Here is a 25216-nt window from a genome sequence, read left to right on the forward strand (position 1 = left end):
GGGCCTGTACCGGGGCGGTTTCTTACCCCGGCGCAGCCTCTTGCTTCGCTGCTTTACAGTGACAGAATGACAGCCCGGCGACAGAAGAGTTTGTTTCTTTTTGGAGCCGAATGTGGGCATGAATGCCGCTTTTTACAATTTCGGCGGCCAATCAGAGAGACTCGGAGGAGACAGGAATGGGTAAAGCAACCGGATTTTTAGAATATCAGCGGCGTACGCCTGCTGAATGCGAGCCTTTGGAACGGATTAAGAACTGGAATGAATTTTCGGTACCGCTGGAGGATGAACAGCTGCGGGAGCAAGGTGCCCGCTGCATGGATTGCGGAACACCGTTCTGTCATGTAGGACGTCTGCTGAGCGGAATGGCCAGCGGCTGCCCGCTGCATAACCTTATTCCGGAATGGAACGACATGGTATACCGCGGTAATTGGCAGGTTGCGCTGAAACGGCTGCATAAGACTAACAATTTCCCTGAATTTACAGGACGCGTCTGTCCTTCGCCTTGTGAAGGGGCATGTACCGTCGGGAAGAACGGCGATCCGGTAACGATTAAGTCCATTGAGAAGTCGATTGTAGATAGAGGCTTTGCCGAAGGCTGGATTGTACCTGAGCCGCCGTTAACCCGTACGGGTAAAAAGGTTGCAGTCGTCGGTTCCGGACCTGCAGGGCTTGCGTGTGCAGCACAGCTTAACAAGGCAGGACACACGGTGACGGTATATGAGCGGGCTGACCGGATCGGCGGTCTGCTGACCTACGGCATTCCGAACATGAAGCTGGATAAGAAGAAGGTTCAGCGCCGGGTGGATCTGCTGACCGCGGAAGGGATTACCTTCGTAACCCGGACCGAGATCGGCCGGGATATCCCTGCGGCACAGCTGCAGGAGGAGCATGATGCCGTAGTTCTCTGCGGCGGATCCACTAAGGCACGGGAGCTTCCGCTGGAAGGCCGGGAGCTGCGGGGTATCCATCAGGCGATGGAGTTCCTTACACTGAATACGAAGAGCCTGCTGGATTCCGGGCTGGCTGACGGTGAATATCTGTCAGCGGCGGGCAAGGATGTTGTTGTTATCGGCGGAGGTGATACAGGTACAGACTGTGTAGCTACCTCTATCCGCCATGGTTGTCGAAGTGTCATCCAGCTGGAGATTATGCCACAGTCGCCGCTCACCCGTCAACCGGGCAATCCTTGGCCGGAATGGCCGAAGGTGCTTAAGGTGGACTACGGGCAGCAGGAGGCCGCTTCCCTATATGAAGAAGATCCGCGCCGCTATCTGGTGAACACCAAGCGCTTCGCCGGCGATGAGCACGGACATGTGCAGGAGCTGCACACCGTGCGCATTGAATGGAAGCGCACAGAGGACGGGCGGATGGTGCCTGTTGAAGTTCCGGGCAGTGAAGAGGTTATCCGGGCGCAGCTTGTGCTGCTGGCGCTGGGCTTCACCGGACCCGAAGAAACTGTGCTTGGGCAACTCGGCGTAGAGCGCGACGAGCGTTCCAACGTTAAGGCTGAATTCGGCGCACAGGCAACAAGTGTTGCGGGTGTTTTCACGGCCGGCGACATGCGGCGCGGCCAGAGTCTTGTGGTCTGGGCCATTAACGAAGGCCGTCAGGCCGCCCGTGAAGTGGACCGCTTCCTGATGGGCTCGTCCAACCTGCCATGAGAAGCTGTAAGATAGACTGAGTAAGCAAAGTTAATAGCAGGACGCCCTCCCGGGGCGTCTTGCTTTGCGTTAACCCGGCGGTGGCGTTTACAATGGATGCATGAGGCATGTGGCTGACATACATAGGTGAATCGCTGGAACCCGGGATTCTTAAGTTCACATTGCACAGGCATAATTGTTGTACGTATTGCAGCTTTGATTGGGCGATACCGGGGTGTTTGGGAGGATTGTTGTATGAAATACAGCAATTGTCCCGCAAACCCGCCTGGAGAAGGAGAGTTGCTGTATTACTTACAACAATTATGGGATTAGGGCTGGGATTATGCGGGGAATGTTGTATTTCGTGCAGGATTCCACTACTGACAGTGGGTGAGTCTAAGAATTCCTGTGGTAGCAGCGGCCGGGGTTCCAGAAAATTCACCGTAGCGCAGACTGAAACTGAAGCCATACTTGGGAATCATAAATCAAGCAATATAACGGAGAGGAAGAATAAGATGAAACTGATGTTTATTTCCGATATACACGGGTCCCTGCACTGGCTGGAGCAGGCGTTGGCCAAGGCAGAGGAGGAGCAGCCGCACACGCTGGTTATACTGGGAGACTTCCTGTATCACGGGCCGAGAAATCCGTTGCCGGAGGGTTACAATCCCCAGGGGGTCGCTGACAAGCTGAATGCTTACGGTAAATCGCTAGTTGCCGTACGAGGTAACTGTGATGCCGAGGTAGACCAGATGCTGCTGCAGTTTCCGATGATGGGCGACTATGTGCTGATTCTCCACGAGGGCCGGAAGATTTATGCCACGCACGGGCATGGATTCAGCATCGATAACTTGCCGGCGCTGTCCCCGCAGGATGTGTTCATCCAAGGACATACTCATCTCCCGGTGGCGGATGTGAAGGAAGGCATTGTTGTGCTTAACCCCGGATCAATCTCCCTGCCCAAAGAGAACAATCCGAATTCTTACGGTATTCTGGACAAGGGTGAATTCAGCATCAAGGATTTCGCCGGCAATGTCATTAAGCATATTACACTGTAAAATAGCTGTATAACACTAATCCCTCTGGATATTTCCAGGGGGATTATTGCTGTGCGGCAATTGAGCGCACAGGCATATTATTGTATGATGGGTGAGGAGCTTGCGGCTAACAGGGCAGCTTCAAATATAAACGGCAGAGGTAACTAAATGACGTATCCCAAAGATTTAAACTATACAATGCCGGCGGAATGGGCCCGGCATGAACGGACCTTCATCTCCTGGCCGGTGCAGGACTCTATGGTCTATCCAGATAACCATGCGGCGGTAAGTGCAGGTTATGCCGAGATTATTAAGGCGATTGCCGAATTCGAGCCGGTGACCGTGGTGGTTAATCCGGGTGATATGGAGACAGTAGAACAGCTCGGACTTGGAGCTAATGTGACGCTGCTGCCTATCAAGCACAACGATGCCTGGCTGCGCGATAACGGACCGACCTTTGTGGTGAATAATGAAGGCAAGCTGGCCGGTGTGAACTGGAAGTTCAATGCCTGGGGCGGCAAATATTCGCCATGGGACCTTGACGATAAGGTAGCTCCGCAAATTCTGGAGCAGCTGGAGATCAGCAGCTTCGATGCACCGCTTGTCATGGAAGGCGGCTCGATTCATACCGATGGCGAAGGAACACTGCTGACCACCGAAGAATGCCTGCTGAACACGAACCGCAATCCGGAGCTGGACCGGGAAGAGATTGCCGGCTTAGTGAAGCGATATACCGGGACTGAGTCGATCATCTGGCTGAAGCGCGGCCTCAGCGGAGACGAGACGGACGGTCATGTCGATAACATCGCGTGCTTCGCTGCGCCGGGCAAGGTGGTCATCCAGGTCTGCGGGGACCCGGAGGATGAGAATTATGCCATTTCGGAGGAGAACCTGCGTATTCTGGAGCAGGCTGTTGATGCCAAGGGCCGGAAGCTGGAGATTATCCGCATTCAGCAGCCGCCCCGTGTGGATTATGAAGACAGCCGGTTGACCCTGAGCTATCTGAATTTCTATTTCGTGAACGGCGGGATTATCCTGCCGGTATTCGGCGGTACGGCGGCAGAGACAGACAAGCTTGCCGAAGAGACGCTTGCCGGGCTGTTCCAAGGCCGCAGAATCCGCACAGTGAACGGAATGGCTGTAATCGGTGAAGGCGGGAACGTACACTGCACCACCCAGCAGATGCCTGCGGTGAAATCGTAGCTTCAAATAAGGAGGAATAACCGTGAGAAAAGTAAAAGTAGCCGCAACACAAATGAGCTGTTCCGGCGACATTGATGAGAATATCCGCAAGGCCGAGACACTGGTCAGAGAAGCGGCAGCCCAGGGCGCACAGATTATTCTGCTGCAGGAGCTGTTTGAGACACCGTATTTCTGCCAGAAGGAGAAATCCGATTACTACGCCTATGCCACCGAGCTTGAGCACAACAAGGCTGTGAACCATTTCAAGGCGATAGCCAAAGAACTCGAAGTGGTGCTGCCGATCAGCTTTTATGAGAAAAAGAACTACGCGCGTTATAACTCGCTGGCCGTGATTGATGCTGATGGAACGGTGATGGGCAAGTACCGCAAGAGTCATATTCCTGACGGCCCCGGCTATGAAGAGAAGTTCTACTTCAACCCGGGCGATACCGGCTTTAAGGTGTGGAATACCCGGTATGCCAAAATCGGCGTCGGCGTCTGCTGGGATCAGTGGTATCCGGAAGCAGCGCGGGTAATGAGTCTGATGGGTGCGGAGATTCTGTTCTATCCTACAGCTATCGGCTCGGAGCCGCAGGACGGATCGATCGATTCCAAGGATCACTGGCAGACCTGCATGCTGGGCCATGCGGCCGCTAACCTGATTCCTGTCGTGGCCTCCAACCGGATCGGTGAGGAGATTGACGAGGATTCCAGCATTAACTTCTACGGCTCATCGTTCATTGCCGGCCCGCAGGGCAACAAGATTGCCGAAGCCGGACGTGATGAGCAGACGGTACTGGTCAGTGAGTTTGATCTCGATGCGCTTGAAGTTGGCAGGATCGAGTGGGGGATCTTCCGCGACCGCCGTCCGGAGCTGTACCGGCTGATTGCTTCGTATGACGGGGATTTGACATTCTGATTGTAAATGAATGAATTAAATAACAGATTACAATAGTGAGCAGCCAGGACGCTGCCGGGGATATGACTCTCCGGACAGCCTCCTGGCTGCTTTTTATATGAAGATAGACCTGAATTCTAAGATTAGCGGCTGAAAATGTTACAATACTACGATATTATGTCATGTTATATAACATATCGAGGAAAAGTTAATTGTCACCACTGCTTTAATCTGATAAAATCTTTTTAAGTTATTTTATAAATAAGTAGGGGGATTGGAGCATGGGAATCAGAAAAAAATGGGCTATGTCAGGTATGGTGGCATTACTGGTTTTGGCAATGGTCGGCTGTGGTTCGAACAATAACGCAGGCAGCGGCGATGCGGCAGGAGAGAGCATCAAGTTCGCCAGCGATGCCAGTTATGCACCTATGGAGTATATGGATACAGATACTATCAAGGGTTTTGACATTGATTTCATTAAGGCGGTTATGGAAGAAGCGGGTATTGATTACACCGTGACAAATACAGGCTGGGATACGATGCTGACCAGTGTTCAGCAAGGCACTGAATATCAGGCGGGCCTGTCGTCGGTATCCATTACTGATGAGCGTAAAGAAACCTATGACTATTCCATTCCTTACTTCGAATCAACGAACATGATCATGGTCAAGGAAGGCAGCGATATCAAGTCTGCCCTTGATTTGAAGGATAAGAAAGTTGCCGTTCAGGCAGCAACAACTGCGGATGATCTGATGAGCGGCATTATGGGGATCGACAACGGCAATCTGAAGCGCTTTGACAGCAATGCGGTAGCCCTGATGGAGCTGAACGGCGGCGGAGCGGATGCAGTGGTTGCGGATATCGCCATCGTGAACGAATACATTAAGAACAATCCGAATGAGAAGCTGGTCGGTATTATCGACAAGGAGAACTTCGGTTCCGAATATTACGGCATCCTGTATCCTAAGGGCAGCGAATGGAAAGCCAAGCTGGACCCGGCGATCAAGACGATTATCGAGAACGGCAAATATGCGGAGATCTACAAAGAGTGGTTCGGTGAAGAGCCGGACACTAAGACGCTTTTGAGCGCAGAGTAAGCGGAGTAACAATTAAGCATGCGTAATGATTGCTATTGCGCATGCTTCTTTTTTTGAAACACAAGAGAAACATAGAGAAAGCTATAAGCAGAAGAGAAGGGAAGAGTTCTATGGATTTCAGATTTGACATCATCGTACATTATTTACCGGTTTTACTTAAAGGGACTTTGTTCACCATAGGCGTATCGCTGGTATCGATCCTGTGCGGCTCCATTCTGGGACTGGTTATCGGATTCGGCAAAATGGCGCCCAAGTGGTATTTCCGCTGGCCGTTTCATGCCTATATCAACATCTTCCGCGGAACACCGCTGTATGTGCAGATCCTGATCGTCCATTTCGGGCTGATTCCGTTATTCTATGGTAAAACCTATGCGCTGATGAGCGCATTTGTGGCGCTTTCGCTCAATTCCGCGGCGTATTCCGCCGAAATCTTCCGCGCGGGTATCCAGTCGATTGATCCCGGACAACGGGAAGCTGCCCTGTCACTCGGGATGACCAAATTACAGGCGATGCGTTTCATTATTCTGCCTCAGGCGATCAAACGGATGGTTCCGGCGTTCGGGAATGAATTCATCGTCCTCGTTAAGGATTCCTCGCTGCTGGCACTTATTGCCGCACCTGAGATTATGTATTGGAGCAACACCATGAAGGGCCAGTATCTGCGGATCTGGGAGCCTTATTTGACCGCAGCACTGATCTATTTCATCCTGACCTATTCCCTCAGCAAGCTGCTTAATTATATCGAACGGAAGGTGTAACCCTATATGGAGCCTATTATCTCAGTCAAGCATCTGCATAAATCCTTCGGTGCCCATAAGGTACTGTCCGACATCAGCGTCGATATTCACAGCCGGGAGGTTGTGGTGGTGATCGGGCCTTCGGGTTCGGGCAAATCGACCTTTCTGCGCTGCCTCAATCTGCTGGAGCAGCCGCAGGAGGGCGATATTATTATTGAAGGCACTTCCTTGATGGCCAAAAGCACAAGGATTAACGATATCCGTACAGAAGTTGGCATGGTGTTTCAGCAGTTCAATCTGTTTCCGCACAAAAAGGTGATCGAGAACATTATGCTGGCCCCGATGCAGGTCCGCAAATGGCCGGCTGACAAAGCCCGTCAAAAAGCGCTGGAGCTGCTGCAAAAGGTGGGACTGAGCGAGAAGGCGGAGATGTATCCTTCCTCGCTTTCAGGCGGTCAAGCCCAGCGTGTAGCGATTGCGCGCGCTTTGGCGATGGAGCCGAAGATCATGCTGTTTGATGAACCGACTTCTGCACTTGACCCCGAAATGGTGGGCGAGGTGCTGGCAGTGATGAAGGATCTGGCCCGCGAAGGAATGACCATGGTCGTAGTCACGCATGAGATGGGCTTTGCGCGTGAAGTGGGAGACCGCGTCCTCTTTATGGAGCAGGGGATTATTGTGGAGCAGGGTGCGCCCGAACAGTTATTCGGGAATCCGTCACATGAACGTACCCAGGAATTCCTGTCCAAGGTACTGTGAGATTTTGTCAAAGTAGAATATTGTCATTTAATCGGTTATATTAGAAGAGCAAGAATTAGGCATGGAACCATCAGTGAATATCTGCCCGGAACGGCGGGGAGGAGGCTCGGGGATATCTTTTTTTAAAGTATAAGGATTTATGGGCTACGCATAATAATTTATCCTTATATTTCCTGCAGAAGCGGATATGGTGCTTATAGTACGGCACAGCCTTTTCTACTGGTCATAATTCAGAATGATAGAAGGAGAATACGATGAGCACATTTAAAAATTGGCTGAACACTACCAAAACCGGACTGACAGAACAAGTGAAGAAGTTTAAAAATAAAGACTTTATGAACGCGGTAGTTGCGGGCTGCGCACTGGTGGCTGCGGCTGACGGCAAAATTGAGGAATCCGAGAAGAACAAAATGGCCGGATATATGAACCTCAGCAATGAATTGAAGGTATTTGACATGAGAGATGTCATCAACCAGTTCAATTTCTATGTGAGTAACTTCGAATTCTCACCGGAAATCGGCAAGCAGGAAGCACTGAAATCGATCGCGAAATTCAGCAGCAAACCGGAAATCGGACGTGTCATTGTTGGCGTATGCTCTGCGATCGGTGCGGCTGACGGCGACTTCGATGAGCATGAGAAAGCGGTTGTACGGAATATCTGCAGTGTGCTCGGACTTAGCCCAAGCGAATTCAGCCTGTAACAGCGGGCCGGAAGGCATCCGCTAAATTGGATGAAACTTAGGCGTTTTTCCATCGTATCACTGATATAACACTCGCAAGAAGAACTTACAGGCAGTGATTTCTACTGGAAACGGAGGTACGTAAAGTTGGCTGGAATCAATCTCGTAAAAGGTCAGAAGATCGATTTAACCAAAGGGAATGCCGGACTGTCTAACGTTATCGTAGGACTGGGCTGGGACCCTGCCGAACCGGCAAGAGGCTTCTTTGGTGTCAAGAAACAGGCGAATGTAGACTGCGATGCTTCAGCCTTGCTGCTGAATGAGAATGGCAAGCTGACCAATAAGCTGAACCTCGTCTGCTTTCACAACAAACAGAATGCGAACAATTCCGTGGTTCACTCGGGAGATAACCTGACGGGTGAAGGAGACGGGGACGACGAGCAGATTATGGTGAATCTGAAGGCGATTCCTGCCGATGTCCATAAGGTTCTGGTTGTGGTCAACATCTACGACGCCGTGAACCGCAAGCAGGATTTCGGGATGATCAAATCGGCGTACATCCGGATTATTAATGCAGCAGGGAATGGCGAGCTGATCAAGTTTAATCTGACGGACAATTACACAGGCTTCACGGCACTGATCTGCGGCGAGCTCTACCGTCATGGTGAAGAGTGGAAATTCGCAGCTATCGGTGAAGGCGCGCACGCAGCACATATCAATCAACTGGCTGAACGTTATATCTAATTCCAATTTGAGAAAAGAGGGTTCTATTCATGGCTATTAACTTATCCAAGGGACAAAAAATCGATTTGACCAAAACTAATCCGGGCTTGTCCAAAATTACAGTCGGCCTCGGATGGGATACGAATAAATACGATGGCGGTAAGGATTTTGACCTTGACGTGTCTGTATTCCTGACGAATGCTAACGGCAAAGTGGATAAAGAAACGAACTTCATCTTCTTCAACAATAAGCAGAACGAGAACGCTTCCGTTGTTCACACCGGCGACAACCGCACAGGTGAAGGCGACGGAGACGATGAGCAGGTTCAGGTAGATTTGCTCAATGTTCCTGCGGATGTTGATAAAATTGCGTTCACCATTACAATCTATGAAGCAGAATCCAGAAGCCAGAACTTTGGACAAGTCTCCCGTTCTTATGTACGTATCGTGAATGATGCGAACAGTGAAGAATTGATCCGTTTTGACCTGGGGGAAGATTTCTCCGTTGAAACCGGTGTGGTAGTCGGCGAGCTGTACCGCAATGGCGCAGAATGGAAATTCAATGCGATCGGCAGCGGCTACAAAGACGGACTCGCCGGACTGACCCGTGATTACGGTCTGCAATAAGACCCGGCTGACTCCGGGGAATTAAATCTTTGAGGAAAGAAGGTTTTTGCCAGTGACGATCAGTCTTTCCAAAGGACAGCGGATCGATCTTACCAAGACCAATCCGGGCCTGACGAAGGTAGTTGTAGGACTTGGCTGGGATACAAACAAGTATAGCGGCGGCAAGGATTTCGATCTGGATGCATCAGCATTTCTGCTGCATGAGGACGGCAAAGCCAAAGGCGAAGACGACTTTGTATTCTATAACAACCCAAGCGGCGGGACAGGCTCCGTAACCCATACAGGCGATAACCGTACAGGTGAAGGCGACGGGGACGATGAGCAGATTCTCGTAGACTTCAGCCTGGTGCCGGCGAATATTCAGCGCATTGGGATTACAGTGACAATCTACGATTATGAAACTCGTGTGCAGAACTTCGGACAAGTCTCCAACGCGTTTGTACGCGTTGTGGATGCCTCCAGTGACCGTGAGATTCTGCGGTTTGATCTGGGTGAGGATTTCTCCACTGAGACTGCCGTTGTCTTCTGTGAATTCTACCGCCATGGCACGGATTGGAAATTCCAGGCGGTCGGCAGCGGCTTTGCCGGCGGGCTAAGCGCTTTATGTAAGAATTATGGACTGGATGCACAATAAAGCTTCAAAGGCGGGATCATCATCGATCCTGCCCTTTTTATAGACAAAAGTGTATAAGTTGCACTCTTATCCATTTATAAAGGTGGCGTAAGAATGAGTACTGAAGTAGTTAAAGGGCAGAAAGCAGACCTGACCAAAGGAAACCCGGGAATCCGCAATATTATTGTTGAGATCGGGTGGAAAGCTCCATCTTCCATGGATATTGATGCCTCTGCGTTCCTCCTCGGGGCACAAGGCAAAGTGAATAGCGACGACGATCTGATTTTTTATAATAATCCGTCTACGCCTTATATCAGATATAAGGATGTGCCGGGAGCAGTTTCGGGAGGACTTAAGCAGTTCGAGGTGGGACTGGATAAGATTCCTGCTGGTATCACGAAAATTGCCTGTACCCTTACCCTGTATGATGGCGAGAACCGCAAGCAAATGTTCGGACAGATGAGCGAGGCCCACTGCCGGATCCTGGATCAGGCGACGGGGGCGGAAATTCTGCGGTGTAACCTGGGAAATCATTTCTCTGTGGAAACGGCTGTTGTGGTAGGAGAATTATATAGATACGGCGAAGAATGGAAATTCAGTGCTATCGTAGCAGGCTTCTCCGGCGGACTCAAAGCGCTGTGCGGCAACTATGGCATAGAAGTGGAGGATGAGCCTGCTCCGCCTGCACCTCAGCCTGTGAAGACGGCGGCACCGCCGGAGCCCACGAAGCTTCAAGTGCCGCCGCCGCGGGTGGAGCAAGCCAGACCAGCTATTGTGATTCCTCCTCCGCCTGCACCGAAGCAGACGGAAGCCCCTGCCCCGGCGCTGAATCTCAATCTGAAGAAGATTGAGCTGAAGAAGAAAGGCGATTCCATTAATCTGAAGAAGTCCGCCTCCGGTCTTGGGGAGCTCTTAATCAACCTGAACTGGAACCAGAAGCAGGGCGGAGGGCTGTTCAGCCGTAATAAGGGCGGCGTGGATCTGGATCTTGCCTGCCTGTATGAACTGAAGAACGGCAGCAAGGGAGTTGTGCAGGCACTGGGCAATGCGTTCGGCAACCTGCAGCAGCCGCCTTACATCATGCTGGATGGGGATGACCGGACCGGCTCCGTAACATCCGGCGAGAATCTGCGTATAAACGGAAGTAAGGTTGCACAGATTGAAAGAATTTTAGTTTTTTCTTTTATTTACAAGGGCGTTACCAATTGGTCCGAGGCAGATGGGGTGGTTACCCTGAAGCAGGATGGAGGACCGGATATTGTCGTTAATCTGGACGAGCATAACAACCGTAAGGGCATGTGCGCCATCGCAATGATCCGGAATGTAGGCAACGAGACCTTCAGTATTGAACGCCTTGTGCAATATTTCAGCGGTCATAAGGAGATGGATGAGGCTTATGGCTGGGGGCTGCGCTGGGTAGCAGGCAGCAAATAATTTTAATTTACCGGAGGCGCAGGTGGAATGGACTGGTTCAGTGATTTTTTTAGGAGTATCAGTGAGAATTATGGGCATTTCTTCTCATGGAGTGATGTTGTAGGAACGCTCTCCGATCCTGTCAGCTGGGGGATCATCGGGAGCCTGATTCTGCTGGAGGGCCTGCTCTCCGCAGATAACGCGCTCGTGCTGGCGGTAATGGTTAAGCATTTGCCGAAGGAACAGCAGCGTAAGGCACTGTTTTACGGGATACTCGGCGCTTATTTATTCAGATTCCTGGCGATTGGTCTGGGTACCTTCCTGATCAAATTCACGCTGGTTAAGGTTCTTGGTGCGCTCTACCTCTTCTATATCGCTTACAAAGGCCTATTCAAAGGCGGCGGTGGAGAAGAAGGCGAGACGGAGAACAAGGGAACCTCTTTCTGGAAGACGGTGCTCCTGGTTGAACTAATGGACATTGCCTTCAGTATTGACAGTGTGGTGGCTGCATTCGGCCTAAGCGACAAAGTTTGGGTACTGTTCCTGGGCGGTATTCTCGGCGTGCTCATGATGCGCGGAGTGGCACAGGTGTTCCTCAAGCTGATTGCTAAATACCCTGAACTCGAACAGACAGCATTCCTGCTTATTGCACTTATTGCGGGTAAAATGCTTGCGGGTGCGTTCGGATATGAAATGCCGCATGTATTGTTCTTCACCATTCTAATTGTAGTGTTTGTGGGTACCATTGTGTACAGCTCTAGTAAACGCAAAAAAGAGGCAAACCGCAAGGCTTAATTCCCCTGATGGATAGAATTAGCATCATATTTGTAAAGGAAGCAGGGAGTTCACGGGAAGGGTGGACTCCGGCGTGCTTCCGGGTAATCGTTATATGTTATAGCATGGCCTTTGCTTGTATTTGAGAAAGCCGGATGCCGTCCCCGAGAGGACGGCATAGCCGGTTCTGCTTGTCTCTATATGGAGAGGCTATTCGTTTTGTGCTTGGCACAACATTAAGGGGGAAGGGCCTTGAGATATTTCGATTACCTTACGCAAGAACAGGAAACTTCATTATTTCATGTTCCGCCGGTTTCATTTGATCATACTACCAGCAAGGATTTACTGGCTTATGCCGTCGGAGCTGCCCTTTATATGCCTGCTACGAGGTCCAGTGTTGCCGAAGATATTATTAAGCTCAGAGCCTCGGGGCTCGTTACGGTAATTATAGATTTGGAGGATGCCATAGGGGATGGTGAGGTGGATTATGCTGAAGAATCCGTTGTACGGCATCTCGCCTTCCTGTCCGCTTACGCCGAGAATGATCCGGAGCCCAGAGGCAGTCTGCCGCTGCTGTTCATCCGTGTACGCAATCCGGAGCAGCTGCGGGATCTGATTTTCCGGCTGGGATCTTTAATAACGATGCTGACCGGTTTTGTATTTCCTAAGTTTTCTGTCCTGAACGGTGTGGAGTTTTTTGAGGCCATTGCCGACTACAATAATACGCGCGCCTATTCAGCCCCTGTGCTGTACGGAATGCCGATTCTGGAGAATGCTCCGATCATCTACCGGGAGAGCCGGCTGGACAGCCTGCTTGCGATCCGTGATCTGCTGGGGCAATACCGCGAATATGTGCTTAATGTAAGAATTGGCGCGACGGATTTCTCCAGCCTGTTCGGACTGCGGCGCAGTCCGGATATCAGCATTTATGATCTGACCCCGATCCGTGACTGCATGTCGGATATTATTAATATATTTGGCCGTGTAGAAGAAGGGTATGTCATCTCAGGACCCGTGTGGGAATACTTCGCCAGCAAAGGACACCGGGTACTCCGCCCTCAGCTTCGCGAGACCCCTTTTGAAGATACCTATGGCAAGCATGGACGGGAGATGCGTAACCAGTACATTTCCAGCTCGATGGACGGGCTGATCCGTGAAGTGATTTTGGACAAGGAAAACGGCATTGTGGGTAAAACCATTATTCACCCCTCCCACCTTAGACCCGTGCAGGCGATGTATACAGTAATGCATGAAGAATATGTGGACGCCTTAAGTATTGTGGAGAGCAATGATGGCAGCCGCGGAGTGTTCAAGAGCGAATATTACAACAAGATGAATGAAATTAAGCCGCATTTGAACTGGGCTAGACGTATTTTACTACGATCTCAAATATACGGGGTGTTACATGAACAACAGCATTTTGTCGGATTACTACCCGAGAACGAATATACACACGTTTAATATCGTCGAGAATCTGCAGGTTACGGTAACGGAAACCTCCAACCCCTTTCATATGCCCGTGGAATCCTTATTCTCCATGGCCGCCCGTATCAATAAGAAACGCTCTTTTCTATTCGTCAGCAAGGTACTTGGCAAACACATTCCTGTAGGTCCTTATACACCTCTGCTTAGCGGAGCGGCACTTGCTCTGCTCTTGTACTTAGAGATGAGCGCTGATGGTGCTGACCGGAGCATTATGGACAAGCTGATGAGCCAGGCAGTTCATGGCCTGATTTATCCTGAATTCGCTGAAGAGGCCTATCATGATCTGCTTGATGCACGTCTGGTTCTGCCTCAGCCTGTCGTCTTCATCGGCTTCGCCGAAACCGCTACCGCCCTGGGCCACAGCATGTACAACATGTTTGCCGGCGGAGCGTCATATATTCATACGACCCGTGAGAATATTCCTGAACTGGAATCGGTGGTCACCTTCGAAGAGGAGCATTCCCATGCAGTGGATCATCTCTGTTATGCCCTGAATCCTAAGCTGTTGTCGGGAACGGAGCCGATTGTGCTGGTGGATGATGAGATTACGACCGGCAATACGGCGATTAATACCATCCGCGATATCCAGTCCAAATTCCCGCGTCAGGAATATGTAGTGGCTTCGCTTCTCGATTGGCGGAGCGCCGCAAATATTCAGGCTTACCGTGATCTGGAGCAGGAGCTGGGCATCCGGATAACAGCCTTATCCTTGCTGCAGGGCAGTATTAAGGTGACAGGCACACCGCTGCTGAAGCCGCAGGCCGAAAGCGGCGAAGAGCCCGCAGCGTTGGCGGAGCTCGTTACCACATATGTGCGGGATGGATTAGAGCGGCTGCAGGTGACCTCTGCGGATGCGCTGGGTATTGTGAACCTCTCCCCCTATCTGAAATACAGCGGCCGCTTTGGTCTGGATTCAGCCGATAACCAGCGGATTGATGAAGGCGTCAGCCGGGTGGCCGGGCAGCTCCGGGACTTGCGGGAAGGCTCCCGCACTCTGGTGATGGGCGTAGGCGAATTCATGTATCTGCCGATGCGGATTGCGGCGGAGATGGGGGAAGGCGTGTCTTATCAGTCCTCCACCCGCAGTCCGATCCATCCGGAGCGGCGTGAGGATTACGGCGTGCACAGCGCAGCTGCATATCCGTCCGCTGGTGACACTGAGATCACGAATTTCATCTATAATGTGGATCCCGGCCAGTATGACGATATCTTCGTGCTGCTTGAGCGCGACGTGCCCCGGCAGCGGATTGAACCGATGACGGATATTTTGCAGAGGCTGGCCGCTAATAAGGTGCATCTTATTGTACTAACCTCTGAACCTGAAACTGGAGGCTCGCGGATATGAAGGGAATCGAATTCGAAGAGATTATGAACAGAAGAATATCCCCTCCGGTTCCACTGGGCAGCTACCCTGCTTCCGATGTTACTTTTCTGCTTAAGGATCTCAGTAATGTATCCCTGGAGCGGGGGACAGCCGAACGGGAGGAAGCGATCCAGTCCGGTGTGCACTATTCAGAGATGCTTCCTGTAGAATACCAGCCGACGGAGCAGTATATCGAATTGTTCCATGAGACGCTGCGGCATACCGCGAGGAAGGTGGCGCTTGCTGTAGCTGTTGTATCCGAGATGATTGTGGCTCAGCGGGGAACGGCGAATACGGTGCTGGTCTCACTGGCCAGAGCAGGTACCCCGATAGGCGTGCTGATCAAACGGTATATTCTGGAGCGCTATGCAGCGGATCTGCCGCATTACAGCATCTCTATCATCCGCGGCAAAGGTATCGATGAGAACGCTGTGCTATATATGCTGCAGCAGCACGGAAGTGATGCGGATCTACAGTTTATTGACGGCTGGACCGGCAAGGGAGCTATCCGCCAGGTGCTGATCGAGGCCTGCGAGGGCATGTATAATAAATATGGGATTAGGCTGAATGATGATCTGGCGGTGCTTGCCGATCCCGGATACTGTTCGGGAACCTTCGGCACGAGAGAAGATTATCTGATTCCAAGCGCTTGTCTGAACTCTACCGTATCCGGTCTGATGAGCCGCACAGTGCTGCGGGATGATCTGATCGGACCGGAGGAGTTCCATGGTGCCAAATTCTATAAGGAATGGCTGGATAGTGATTTGTCTAATGTGTTCGTGGAAGCTGTGACCCCTTATTTCCGTGAGGTAGCTGCGGAGGGGCTGAAGCTTGCTGAAGAGATGCAGGCGGATCCTCCGGAGATTACCTGGCAGGGGCTGGCGGATATCCGCAGTATTCAGGAGACCTTTGGTATTGATAATATCAATCTGGTGAAGCCGGGGGTTGGAGAGACGACCCGTGTGCTGCTGCGCAGAGTCCCCTGGAAAATCCTCGTCGATTCTATGGACAATCCCAACCTGCGGCATATTCTGCTGCTGGCCGCTGACCGCGGTGTGCCTGTAGAAGTGTTCCCGGGACTGACGTATTCCTGCTGCGGAATCATTAAGCCGCTGAAAGGGGAGAGTGAATGATCTACGCCAGCGATCTGGACCGTACGCTAATCTACTCCCTTAACGCTATCGGAGTTCCCGGGGATGCCCCTGGTCTGGTACCGGCTGAAGTGATTGACGGCAGGACGGTTTCGTATATTTCGCAGCAGGCTCTGGATATGCTGAAAGAGCTTGCGGCGAAAATTATCTTCATGCCGGTGACTACCCGCACGGTAGCACAATACCGGCGGATTAACCTGTTCCAGGAGACTGTTATTCCGGATTATGCCATTACCAGCAACGGAGGCAATATTCTCGTGAACGGTGTAGTGGACCAGGAATGGCGGGCGGCTGTGGGACGGCTGGTGGAACGCGGTTCTGCTTCTGCCGAGGAAGCCGGAAGTATAGTCCGCTCTGTAGTACGGGCAGAATGGATTATCAGCGAGCGTTATTGTGACGAGCTGTTCTATACATTCGTTGTGCACCGTGATTCTCTGCCGCTGGATGAGATTACCCGCATGGCTTCGCGGCTGGATGGCCTGGGCTGGAAGGTATCGCTGCAGGGGCGCAAGCTCTACATTGTGCCGGAGGCTGTGAACAAAAGCGACGCTATCCTTCATGTCCGCCGCACCGTTCATTCGGAGCCTATGGTCGCTTCGGGTGATTCCCTGCTCGACAAAAGCCTGCTTGCCGCGGCTGATTACGCCATTGCCCCCTGCCACGGAGAAATATTTGCCGAGCAGCAGGCGGGTCTAGTAAACTTAGAGTATCCTTTTACGAAGCAATCGGGTGTATTTGCCGGGGATGAGATTATGCAATATGTTCAAACGATATATAATAATTTGACAGCATTGGGAGTTGGGCCACAATGAAAAAGGTAAATATTTATTTCAATCGCTGGTTTTCCGTGGCTTTTCATTACATGAATCTCATCCGGAACAATGAAGACGGCATCCCGGTTCAAATATTCGCCACCCACCCGGATATCCGCCATATGTCGCTGCAAGGTGCTGATGTTGCGGGAACCGAGCCGGCGCTGGAAGGCATTGAATACGTAGAGTTCTGCGTTGATTTCTGCCGCCGCAATGAGATCGATATTTTCATTCCCCGGCTGCATATGCTCGACATCGCCCTGCATGCTTCCTTATTCGATGCCATCGGCACGAAGGTGCTGGTCTGCCGCGATCTGGATCTAATGGAGATGATCATGGATAAAGGCAAGTTCTATGAGAGTGTGAAGGCTACCGGAATCATGACGATTCCCGATTATCATGTCGTAAGTAATGCAGCGCAGTTCAAGGAAGCATATGAGGATCTCCTATCCAAGGGACATAAGGTCTGCTTCAAGCCTACCGAAACAGAAGGCGGTCTCGGATTCCGGATTATCGATAATGACCGCAGCCCGCTGGAAGAGCTGTTTGGACATGTAACACCGCTGATTTCCTTTGATGAAGCTTACCGTATTCTTTCCGGAGCGGAAAGTTTCCCTAATCTTATGGTTATGGAGCTCCTGGAGGGATATGAATATAGTATTGATTGTCTGGCCGATGAGAAGGGCAATTTGCTTGCTGCTGTCCCGCGCCGTAAGGCAGGCGGACGGCTGCGGCTGATGGAGCATATTCCGGAGCTCGAAGAGGTTGCCCGCAGGGTGGCCGAGACCTACCGGATTCCTTTCAATTTCAATGTCCAGATGAAATACAGCGGCGAGGTACCCAAGCTGCTTGAGATTAACCCGCGGATGTCGGGAGGCTTACATATCTCCTGCCTGTCCGGGATTAACTTCCCTTATCTGGCGGTCAAAAGCGCTCTCGGCGGCGAAGTTCAGCCTGCAGAGTTCGCGCACAATGTCTTGGCCAGCCATGTAGAACAGCCGCTGATCATGAAAATAAACGGAGAATCCGTGGTTACGGATGCCGTGAATTGAGTGTGGAGCGTTCACGCTCATAAGAGGTGAGAAGGAATGCAAGCTAAATTCAAAGTACTGGCATACGCCGGAGCCGGCTATGTCGTGGCAGTATTGACCAGCGGGTTCCTGCCCGAGCTGATCTCGCTGCTGCTTCCGGTTGCCGGAGCCGCCCTTGCGGTACCGGGCTTCAGGCGCACAAGAGTGAATCTCCCGGTGGAGGTTATTCCCGCCGGGCAAGAGCCGGCGGCGGCCCCTCCGGCCATTCAGTCTTCAGCTGGCAATGCCGCAGCCGCAGGACAACTGCCGGCAGCGGGACAGGCTCCTCCGGTCAGAGCGGGGGCCGAGACCAGAGGAGAGATTACAATCGGAGCGGAATTTGCTCCGGTAGTGGAGTATCTTAGCATTCTGGAGGATATGATTATATCTGAAGGACAGAAGGATACGCTGGACAATGAGATCGTCGAGAAGTCACTGGCACTGTTCGCCAGGCTGCAGCGTGTGATTCCTCTGCTGCAGGAGCTCGGCAACGGCGAGATTAACCATACCGTCCGCAGACTGGTGCTGAAGGATCTCAACGGTGTGATTAATCCGTTCCTGAGGCTGGGCGGCGAAGCCAAGACGAGAAACCGGAGAATGCTGCTGAACGGTCTGCGCGATGTCGATACCAAGATTTCTGATATTGCGTCTACGATCGAACATAAAGACCTGATGGAACTTCAGACCAAGGCGGAACTGATTCATCAGCGTTACAGCAGTTCCGAACTATAGGAGGAGGAAAACCATGTCCACGCAGTTGATCGAGCTGAGAAAAGAAGATGAACAGAAGGTAGTGGAGGAAGCTTCCCAGTTAATTGAGAAGGTGTCTAAGACCGATACTGTAGCCCTGGATTCCCTGATGGATGATATCGGCAAGCTTGGCGTGAAGACGCAGGAAAAAGCGGGACAAACCCTCAAGCTGCTGGACCGTCCGGTCAATGACCTGATGAGCGGCAAGCGGGTGGAAGTGCCGAATATGATTATGAAGCTGCGTAATGAGTGCGAGACGCTGCAGCAGAGCAAGAATGTCAGCTTTTTAGGTAAAATGCTGCGCAAGAGTCCGCTCAAGAATTATGTCTACAAATATCAGTCCGTCCGCACCAATATTGATGCAATCATAACCGGTCTGCGTGACGGCCGCGATACGCTGGAAGAGAGCATCGTCAACATGCGCCAGCTGAAGCGGACCTCGATGGAGGAGATTTATAATCTGCAGACCAAAATTGCCTTCGGCAACAAGCTGAAGGAGCTGTTCGAGGTAGAAATCGCCAAGCCGGAGAACGAATTCCGCAAAGCGTATCTGGAACGGGGACTGCGCAAGGTGATGGTACGGATTCAGTCCATGACCGAGATGATCCTGCTCTACAATCAGGCGATTGCTGCAACGGATATCATCAATGACAACAATGATAAGCTGATCGATTCCGTAAACAACGCGATTGATAAGACGTCTAACCTGATTACCGTGTCGGCGATGATTGCCATGTCTCTGGCCGATCAGGAGAATGTCATTAATGCTGTGGAAGCAACCAACAAGACGATCGAGGATCAGTTCAAGGAGAACGCACGGTTGCTGCGTACAACTACCGAGAAGACAACAGAACTGCTGTCCAAGCCGTCCATGTCACTCGAAGCCGTGAATCAGGCGATAGGCGATTTGCTCAGTGCTCTGGATACCTCGGAGCAGTCCAACCGGCGGATTATCGAGAGCTGCCAGGATTATACGTCCAAAATGACGACCATCAACACCCAGCTGAACAACCGGCTCGGGCTTAATGAGGGCTCGCAGCCGCAGGCTTTGAAGCAGGCGGAGAACGGGCTGAGCAGCTTTTTGAACTGATGATTTGATCTGTGGCCTGTAAGCACATGCGAAGGATTGCAATAAGCCTGCTGATGGGGATCAGCGGGCTTTTTTTGTAAGGATAATCAGCATTCATAATACCTCCCTTTCCCACATAAGTTGTCACTAAGGCGACCTATGGAGAAAGAGAGGATAAGCGGATGATTCTGGGATGTTTGATAGTTGTGCTTATCGTCGTAGCGAGCAGTGAGAAAGCGGAAGCTATTGCCAGGCTGAATGACCCGAATGATAACGGCCTCTGAAGCGGGTGCGGATGGGCGCAAGCTCCATAAAATATTGACGCTCTGTGGTTCAAGCAATTTCCAGCGGTTTATTGGGTATAATAACCCGGAGGCTGTACATCAGCCTCTACAATCACTGAAAATATGAAGCTAATACGGAGGTCAAATGGAGAACGAAGCACTGCTGCAGGTGGAGAAGCTGGCACTGAAGAAACAGAAGATCTTCCGGCAAAGCATATTCCGGTATATAGCCAGAGCCATGCTCGCCAGCATGTTTATCGGATTCGGCGTTATCGTAGCGTTTAAGACCGGCAACTTCTTCTATATGGAACAATCGCCGATGACCTATCCGATGGCTGCGATCACGTTCGGCGCAGCCATCATCCTCATTTCCTACGGCGGGGGAGATTTATTTACCGGAGATACCTTCTATTACACCTATGCGGCCTTGAGACGCAAGATGGCGTGGACTGAGGTAGTGCGGATGTGGGTAGTGAGCTACATCGGCAATATCCTCGGGGCTGCGGCGTTCGCTCTGCTGATTTTTTTGACCGGATTATTCTATGATTCCTCTGTGAACGGGTTTCTGCTGAATGTGGTGGCGCACAAGATGGAAGCCCCGGCGCTGCAGCTGTTCTTCCGGGCTATTCTCTGTAACTGGCTCGTGTGTCTGGCATTCTTCGTACCGATGTCGATGAAGAGCGACGGAGCCAAAATGTTCGCCATGGTTCTATTCGTCTTCTGTTTCTTCATCTCCGGCTATGAGCACAGTATTGCCAACATGTGTACCTTCGCAATTGCCCTCGTCCTGGATCACCCCGGCACCATATCATGGGGAGGCGTTGTGCATAATCTCGTACCGGTCACACTGGGGAATCTCATTGGCGGCGGCGTGCTGATGGGCGTAATGTATTACTATGTGAATAAGCCGTTCCTGGATGATGAGTCTCATTAAAGCGGCTGCAAATAAACAGAACAGCAATTCTCCGGTTATGGGGGAACGCTGTTCTGTTTTTTTTGGCTTTTGCAGCCGGGTTCAGCAGTTGGTTGGTTTAAATATTGGTTAATTTATACATAATCTGTGATGAATATACATAAAAGCTGTTTGTCCCTACTGGAATTCATAGTAAATTTCATAGCTGCTTTAACCTCCCGATTACATTTCTGTTTGGATTGCCGGAGTCATAGCTGCTCCGGCTTTATCCGTGACTTATTAGGGGCTCAGATCCTTTGGGGAGAGCGGGTTTAGAGCGGGGATGAGGAAAAAGATGAATAATTATAGTTTATAATGAATTAATTTACATAAACTATTCTTCAAATTTTACATAAAATTCATCCCGGTTTTACCAAGCATGTATTGAACAGTTGGCCCGCTAAACGTATCATTTCCAAATGATCATAACTTTCATTTGGGGGGAAAAGAAGTGAAGAAGAGGTTTAAGCTGCTAAGCCGTATGCTTGCAGCTGCATTGCTGACGGCTTCATTGTTCACTGCTGGTTATGTGCCGTTACTTCCGGCCAGTGCAGAGCCTGCTGACACAGGTACTAATGCTGCTGAGGGACAGGGTAACTCCGGGCCTGGAGCTGCTGCGGACCCTGCCGCCAGCGGTGCGGACGGGGAAACATCCCTTACTGCCGTTGAGGATGCTCTAATATCAGCTACCGCTGCAGAGGGACCATTGGTCGCCAAGGACAGTACATGGGATTATCTGGATGACGGTTCTGATCAGGCTACGGTCTGGCATGATGTCTATTTCGATGACAGCAGCTGGAAGCAGGGACAAGCCCCGCTCGGCTATGCCGGCAGCGGTAAAGGACTGGACCTGAATACCTGGATCGGCTACGGTCCGGATTCAAGCCAGAAATATACAACTTCGTATTACCGCAAGGAATTTCAGATTGACGACCCGGCCGCGGTCCGTAAGCTCACGGCTACGCTGGTCCGGGATGACGGTGCGGTTGTATATCTGAACGGTCAGGAAGTGTACCGTACCAATATGCCGCAGGGTACAGTTCTCTACAATACGAATGCCTCTTCCGCCATCGGTGACGAACGGCTTGATAATAATTTCAATATCGATCCGGCACTGTTGCTGAAGGGCACCAATGTAATTGCCGCCGAGGTGCATCAGGACCGGGGCGCCAGCTCTGACACGTTCTTCTCCCTCGAACTTAACGCTTCAGCAGGGGTATCAGCCTCGAAAGACCACGGATTACTTGGTCAATATTACACTGGCACCGAGACCTTTGATTTCGGTGATTATAAATCCACACGAATTGATTCCCAGATCAACTTCAGCAATCTCGATCCCGTTCTCCAGACATGGGCCGGACGTTCGGATGATGCCAATATCCGCTGGACGGGCCAGATCATGGCGCCGGAGTCCGGCGATTATACCTTCTATATGACCGGGGACAACGGTTTCCGGATGTGGCTGGACGATCAGCTCGTGATCGATCACTGGACAAATGACTGGGATGTTGAGCAGACAAGCAGTCCGGTTACTCTGCAAGCCGGAACGAAGCACAGCCTCAAGGTGGAATATTTCGAAGACTTCGGCGGATCGAATCTGTATCTGCGCTGGTCGGGTCCGGGGATAACGAAGCAGATTGTACCTACCTCTGCCCTCTACCTTCCGGTTGATTACAACGGACCTTTCTATGGCAGTGTGGATTCCGGTGGTACCAGCATAGAACTGCAGCTTACAGGTGATTTGCAGCCGGTTTCGTCCGGTTTGGCCAGCCATCTGGCAGTCAAGACGGACACTGCTGTGATTCCGGTCCTGAATGCGGTGCAAGGCAGTGCTCCGGATGAGCTTATACTGACACTTGGTACCATAGTGAAGCCTGGGCAAATTGTGAACATCTCCTATGACGGGCAGGCTGGCCTGAAGTTTACAGACGATACAGCTGTGGGCAGTTTCGTGTATAGCCCTGATAATCTGTCGGAGGCGGTTGATTACTCACCGATTGCGATTGCAATGTCCTTCCAGAATGAAGCGAAGACCAACCGTTCCTTCGCCTGGTATACAAGCTATGAAAGACCGGACAGCGCACCGGCGGGAATTATGGACAGCATTGTAGAGATCGTGCCAGCCGATCAGGACTTTGACTCTCCTGCGAAGCAGCGCTTTGTTGGGGAGCCTGCCGATACCCGGGCGCTTAATCTGAAAATTACAAGCTCGACAACAGGTGCTTTTATCAGCCATAAAGCGATCGCCACCGGACTTGCTCCCGGAACTGCTTATAAATACCGTGTGGGCAGTGACGGCAATTGGAGCGCCGCAGGCAGCTTCACGACTGAGGGTGAGAACGAGAAGGCCTACAATTTCCTCTATATGACTGACTCCCAAGGTGCAAATACCAACGACTATGAGGTATGGGCCAAAACACTGAAGAACGGGCTGGACGATTATCCGGATGCCAAGTTCCTGGTAATGACCGGGGATCAGGTCGATGCCGGATCGCTTGAGTCACAATGGCTGGACTATTTCGGCAAGCCGCAGAACATGCTGATGAAGCTTCCGCTGATGGCAGCTGTCGGCAATCATGAAGGGCCGTATAACGATAACTATTATTATCATTTCAACTATCCGAATGATTCCATCGATGACCCGCTTCCTCCGGGCAGCGTCTATTCCTACGACTACGGTGATGCCCATATCATGGTGCTGAACACGATGGACATGGGCTGGGACGAGCGGCAGCGTAATTCCTTCGAACAGCAGGTTGACTGGCTGAAGCGTGAGGTAGCTGCAACGGACAAGAAATGGAAAGTGGTAGCCTTCCATAAGGCGATCTATTCACTGGGTAACCATGCACTGGACAGTGATATTCTGGCGCTGAGAGAGAAGATGGTTCCGGTGTTTGATGAGCTGGGAATCGATGTGGTTCTACAGGGGCATGATCACACCTTCATGCGCTCGTTCCAGATGTATGAGGACAAAGCGGTAACAGATATTCAAAAGGATAGCGAGGGCAATCCGCTGAATCCTGACGGTACGCTGTACATGATCAATAATTCCGCCGGAACGAAATATTACGATATTCAAAAAGGTGTAAATCCGTATTACGCCGATGTATACCAGCAGCCAAAAGTACCGATCTATTCCGGCATTACGATGACGGAAGACAGCTTCACTATCAATTCTTACAAATCGGGTGAAGCAGCGCCATTCGATACGTATACGATTGTCCGCGATGACAGCAAGCCGGAGCCGGTGCAGGAGCTGGCGGCCAGCAGAACCGAAGACAAAGCGACGATCCTTACCTGGGTCAGACCAGACAACCAGAATGGCGACGATGCTATCAGAGGCTTCCGAATCTACGAGAAGAACGGAAAGCTGGGGACGAACTGGAGCGTCTATGTGCCAGTGGAAGAAGCCCGCAGCCAGTACGAATACAAGGTAACGGGAACGAATCCGGCTGTGGATTATGAGTTTGTAGTCAAAGCCGTGGATAAGCGGGATAATTCCCCCGAAGCAGCTGTATTCTCCGGCGGTGAGCATCCGGCGGCTCCAACCGCTCCGCTCATCGATGATGCCCGCAACACCTTCGGCTGGACACCGGTACCAGGCTACCCTGAAGCTGCTGATTATGAATATAGCATAGATGGAGGCGAAACCTGGCAGCCGGTCACTGTAAATCCGCAGCCAATCAATGACGGCAGCTACGAAGCAGGCCTGGTACAGGTACGGATCAAAGGCGATTTGACAGCCGGTAAGCCAGCAGGAACAGCACTGCTCTCGGACAAGCCGTTTACTTTGAATGATAGTACCGATACGTACGTGATTGAGGGAGCGCTCAAACGCGAGAATCTGCTTCAGGTAGAGGTTTCGCTGGATCGTCTCACGGATTATACCGGCAGCGCTTATGTTGTCTTCGAACTGATGGACGGCGATACTCCGCTGCTGATTAACGCCATCCCGCTTACGAACAGCCATCTGACGATGTCCCAGTACTACAATGTGAAAGGTGATAACTACCGGGTCAAGGTATTTGTATTTGACCAGTTCAACAACAATCTGGAAGTGCCTGGGCAGCTTGCGAAGCCGGTAGAACTTCAGTGATCAGG

Annotated in this window: 22 protein-coding genes; all 22 read left to right on the forward strand. The window is 51.4% G+C overall.

From position 1 onward, the window contains the following. Positions 1-176 precede the first annotated feature (176 nt). The 22 genes from PBOR_RS01765 (at position 177) to PBOR_RS01870 (ending at position 25211) form a co-directional block, all read left to right on the forward strand. Entirely contained in the window at positions 177-1661 is a 1485-nt protein-coding gene (locus tag PBOR_RS01765; RefSeq protein ID WP_042210156.1) for a glutamate synthase subunit beta, read from the forward strand. 494 nt (positions 1662-2155) lie between these two features. Then, positions 2156-2698, forward strand: a complete 543-nt coding sequence (gene yfcE, locus PBOR_RS01770; RefSeq protein WP_042210157.1) for a phosphodiesterase — start codon at positions 2156-2158, stop codon at positions 2696-2698. A 147-nt stretch (positions 2699-2845) separates the two neighbouring features. Continuing rightward, entirely contained in the window at positions 2846-3880 is a 1035-nt protein-coding gene (locus tag PBOR_RS01775; protein ID WP_042210158.1) for an agmatine deiminase family protein, read from the forward strand. Between the two features lie 22 nt (positions 3881-3902). Next, positions 3903-4778, forward strand: coding sequence for an N-carbamoylputrescine amidase (gene aguB, locus PBOR_RS01780; RefSeq protein WP_042210159.1), 876 nt, complete (start codon positions 3903-3905; stop codon positions 4776-4778). A gap of 260 nt (positions 4779-5038) precedes the next feature. Further along, entirely contained in the window at positions 5039-5854 is an 816-nt protein-coding gene (locus PBOR_RS01785) for a transporter substrate-binding domain-containing protein (protein ID WP_081971875.1), read from the forward strand. 110 nt (positions 5855-5964) lie between these two features. After that, a complete protein-coding gene (locus PBOR_RS01790) occupies positions 5965-6612 on the forward strand; it encodes an amino acid ABC transporter permease (RefSeq protein WP_042210160.1) in 648 nt (215 codons plus the stop codon). Positions 6613-6627: 15 nt separating this feature from the next. After that, positions 6628-7350 (forward strand): amino acid ABC transporter ATP-binding protein, encoded by a 723-nt coding sequence (locus PBOR_RS01795; protein ID WP_042218807.1) that lies wholly within the window; start codon positions 6628-6630, stop codon positions 7348-7350. A gap of 254 nt (positions 7351-7604) precedes the next feature. Beyond that, entirely contained in the window at positions 7605-8051 is a 447-nt protein-coding gene (locus PBOR_RS01800; protein ID WP_042210161.1) for a tellurite resistance TerB family protein, read from the forward strand. A gap of 126 nt (positions 8052-8177) precedes the next feature. Continuing rightward, entirely contained in the window at positions 8178-8774 is a 597-nt protein-coding gene (locus PBOR_RS01805) for a TerD family protein (RefSeq protein ID WP_042210162.1), read from the forward strand. A gap of 29 nt (positions 8775-8803) precedes the next feature. Then, the gene (locus PBOR_RS01810) at positions 8804-9379 is read left to right on the forward strand and encodes a TerD family protein (protein WP_042210163.1); all 576 of its coding nucleotides are present in this window, start codon (positions 8804-8806) and stop codon (positions 9377-9379) included. A gap of 52 nt (positions 9380-9431) precedes the next feature. Beyond that, the gene (locus PBOR_RS01815) at positions 9432-10013 is read left to right on the forward strand and encodes a TerD family protein (protein ID WP_042210164.1); all 582 of its coding nucleotides are present in this window, start codon (positions 9432-9434) and stop codon (positions 10011-10013) included. A gap of 93 nt (positions 10014-10106) precedes the next feature. Further along, on the forward strand, positions 10107-11426 hold the full coding sequence (locus tag PBOR_RS01820; RefSeq protein ID WP_042210165.1) for a TerD family protein: 1320 nt from the start codon (positions 10107-10109) through the stop codon (positions 11424-11426). Positions 11427-11453: 27 nt separating this feature from the next. Then, positions 11454-12200 carry a TerC family protein gene (locus tag PBOR_RS01825; RefSeq protein ID WP_042210166.1) on the forward strand — a complete coding sequence of 249 codons (747 nt, stop codon included), beginning with the start codon at positions 11454-11456 and terminating at the stop codon, positions 12198-12200. Between the two features lie 231 nt (positions 12201-12431). Further along, positions 12432-13640 (forward strand): HpcH/HpaI aldolase/citrate lyase family protein, encoded by a 1209-nt coding sequence (locus PBOR_RS01830; RefSeq protein ID WP_042210167.1) that lies wholly within the window; start codon positions 12432-12434, stop codon positions 13638-13640. A 76-nt stretch (positions 13641-13716) separates the two neighbouring features. Beyond that, a complete protein-coding gene (locus PBOR_RS01835; protein WP_042218809.1) occupies positions 13717-15009 on the forward strand; it encodes a phosphoribosyltransferase family protein in 1293 nt (430 codons plus the stop codon). Further along, entirely contained in the window at positions 15006-16160 is a 1155-nt protein-coding gene (locus PBOR_RS01840; protein WP_042210168.1) for a cysteine protease StiP family protein, read from the forward strand. The genes PBOR_RS01835 and PBOR_RS01840 overlap by 4 nt, the downstream gene beginning before the upstream one ends. Beyond that, entirely contained in the window at positions 16157-16990 is an 834-nt protein-coding gene (locus PBOR_RS01845) for an HAD family hydrolase (protein WP_042210169.1), read from the forward strand. The genes PBOR_RS01840 and PBOR_RS01845 overlap by 4 nt, the downstream gene beginning before the upstream one ends. Next, positions 16987-18042 carry an ATP-grasp domain-containing protein gene (locus PBOR_RS01850; protein WP_042210170.1) on the forward strand — a complete coding sequence of 352 codons (1056 nt, stop codon included), beginning with the start codon at positions 16987-16989 and terminating at the stop codon, positions 18040-18042. Before PBOR_RS01845 ends, PBOR_RS01850 begins: the two co-directional genes overlap by 4 nt. Before the next feature lie 36 nt (positions 18043-18078). After that, entirely contained in the window at positions 18079-18792 is a 714-nt protein-coding gene (locus PBOR_RS01855; RefSeq protein ID WP_042210171.1) for a hypothetical protein, read from the forward strand. Positions 18793-18805: 13 nt separating this feature from the next. Beyond that, positions 18806-19900, forward strand: a complete 1095-nt coding sequence (locus tag PBOR_RS01860) for a toxic anion resistance protein (RefSeq protein ID WP_042210172.1) — start codon at positions 18806-18808, stop codon at positions 19898-19900. Positions 19901-20308: 408 nt separating this feature from the next. Next, a complete protein-coding gene (locus PBOR_RS01865) occupies positions 20309-21097 on the forward strand; it encodes a formate/nitrite transporter family protein (protein ID WP_042210173.1) in 789 nt (262 codons plus the stop codon). 469 nt (positions 21098-21566) lie between these two features. Continuing rightward, entirely contained in the window at positions 21567-25211 is a 3645-nt protein-coding gene (locus PBOR_RS01870; protein ID WP_042210174.1) for a PA14 domain-containing protein, read from the forward strand. Positions 25212-25216 lie beyond the last annotated feature (5 nt).

The sequence above is a fragment of the Paenibacillus borealis genome, assembly GCF_000758665.1.
Taxonomy (GTDB): domain Bacteria; phylum Bacillota; class Bacilli; order Paenibacillales; family Paenibacillaceae; genus Paenibacillus_AQ; species Paenibacillus_AQ borealis.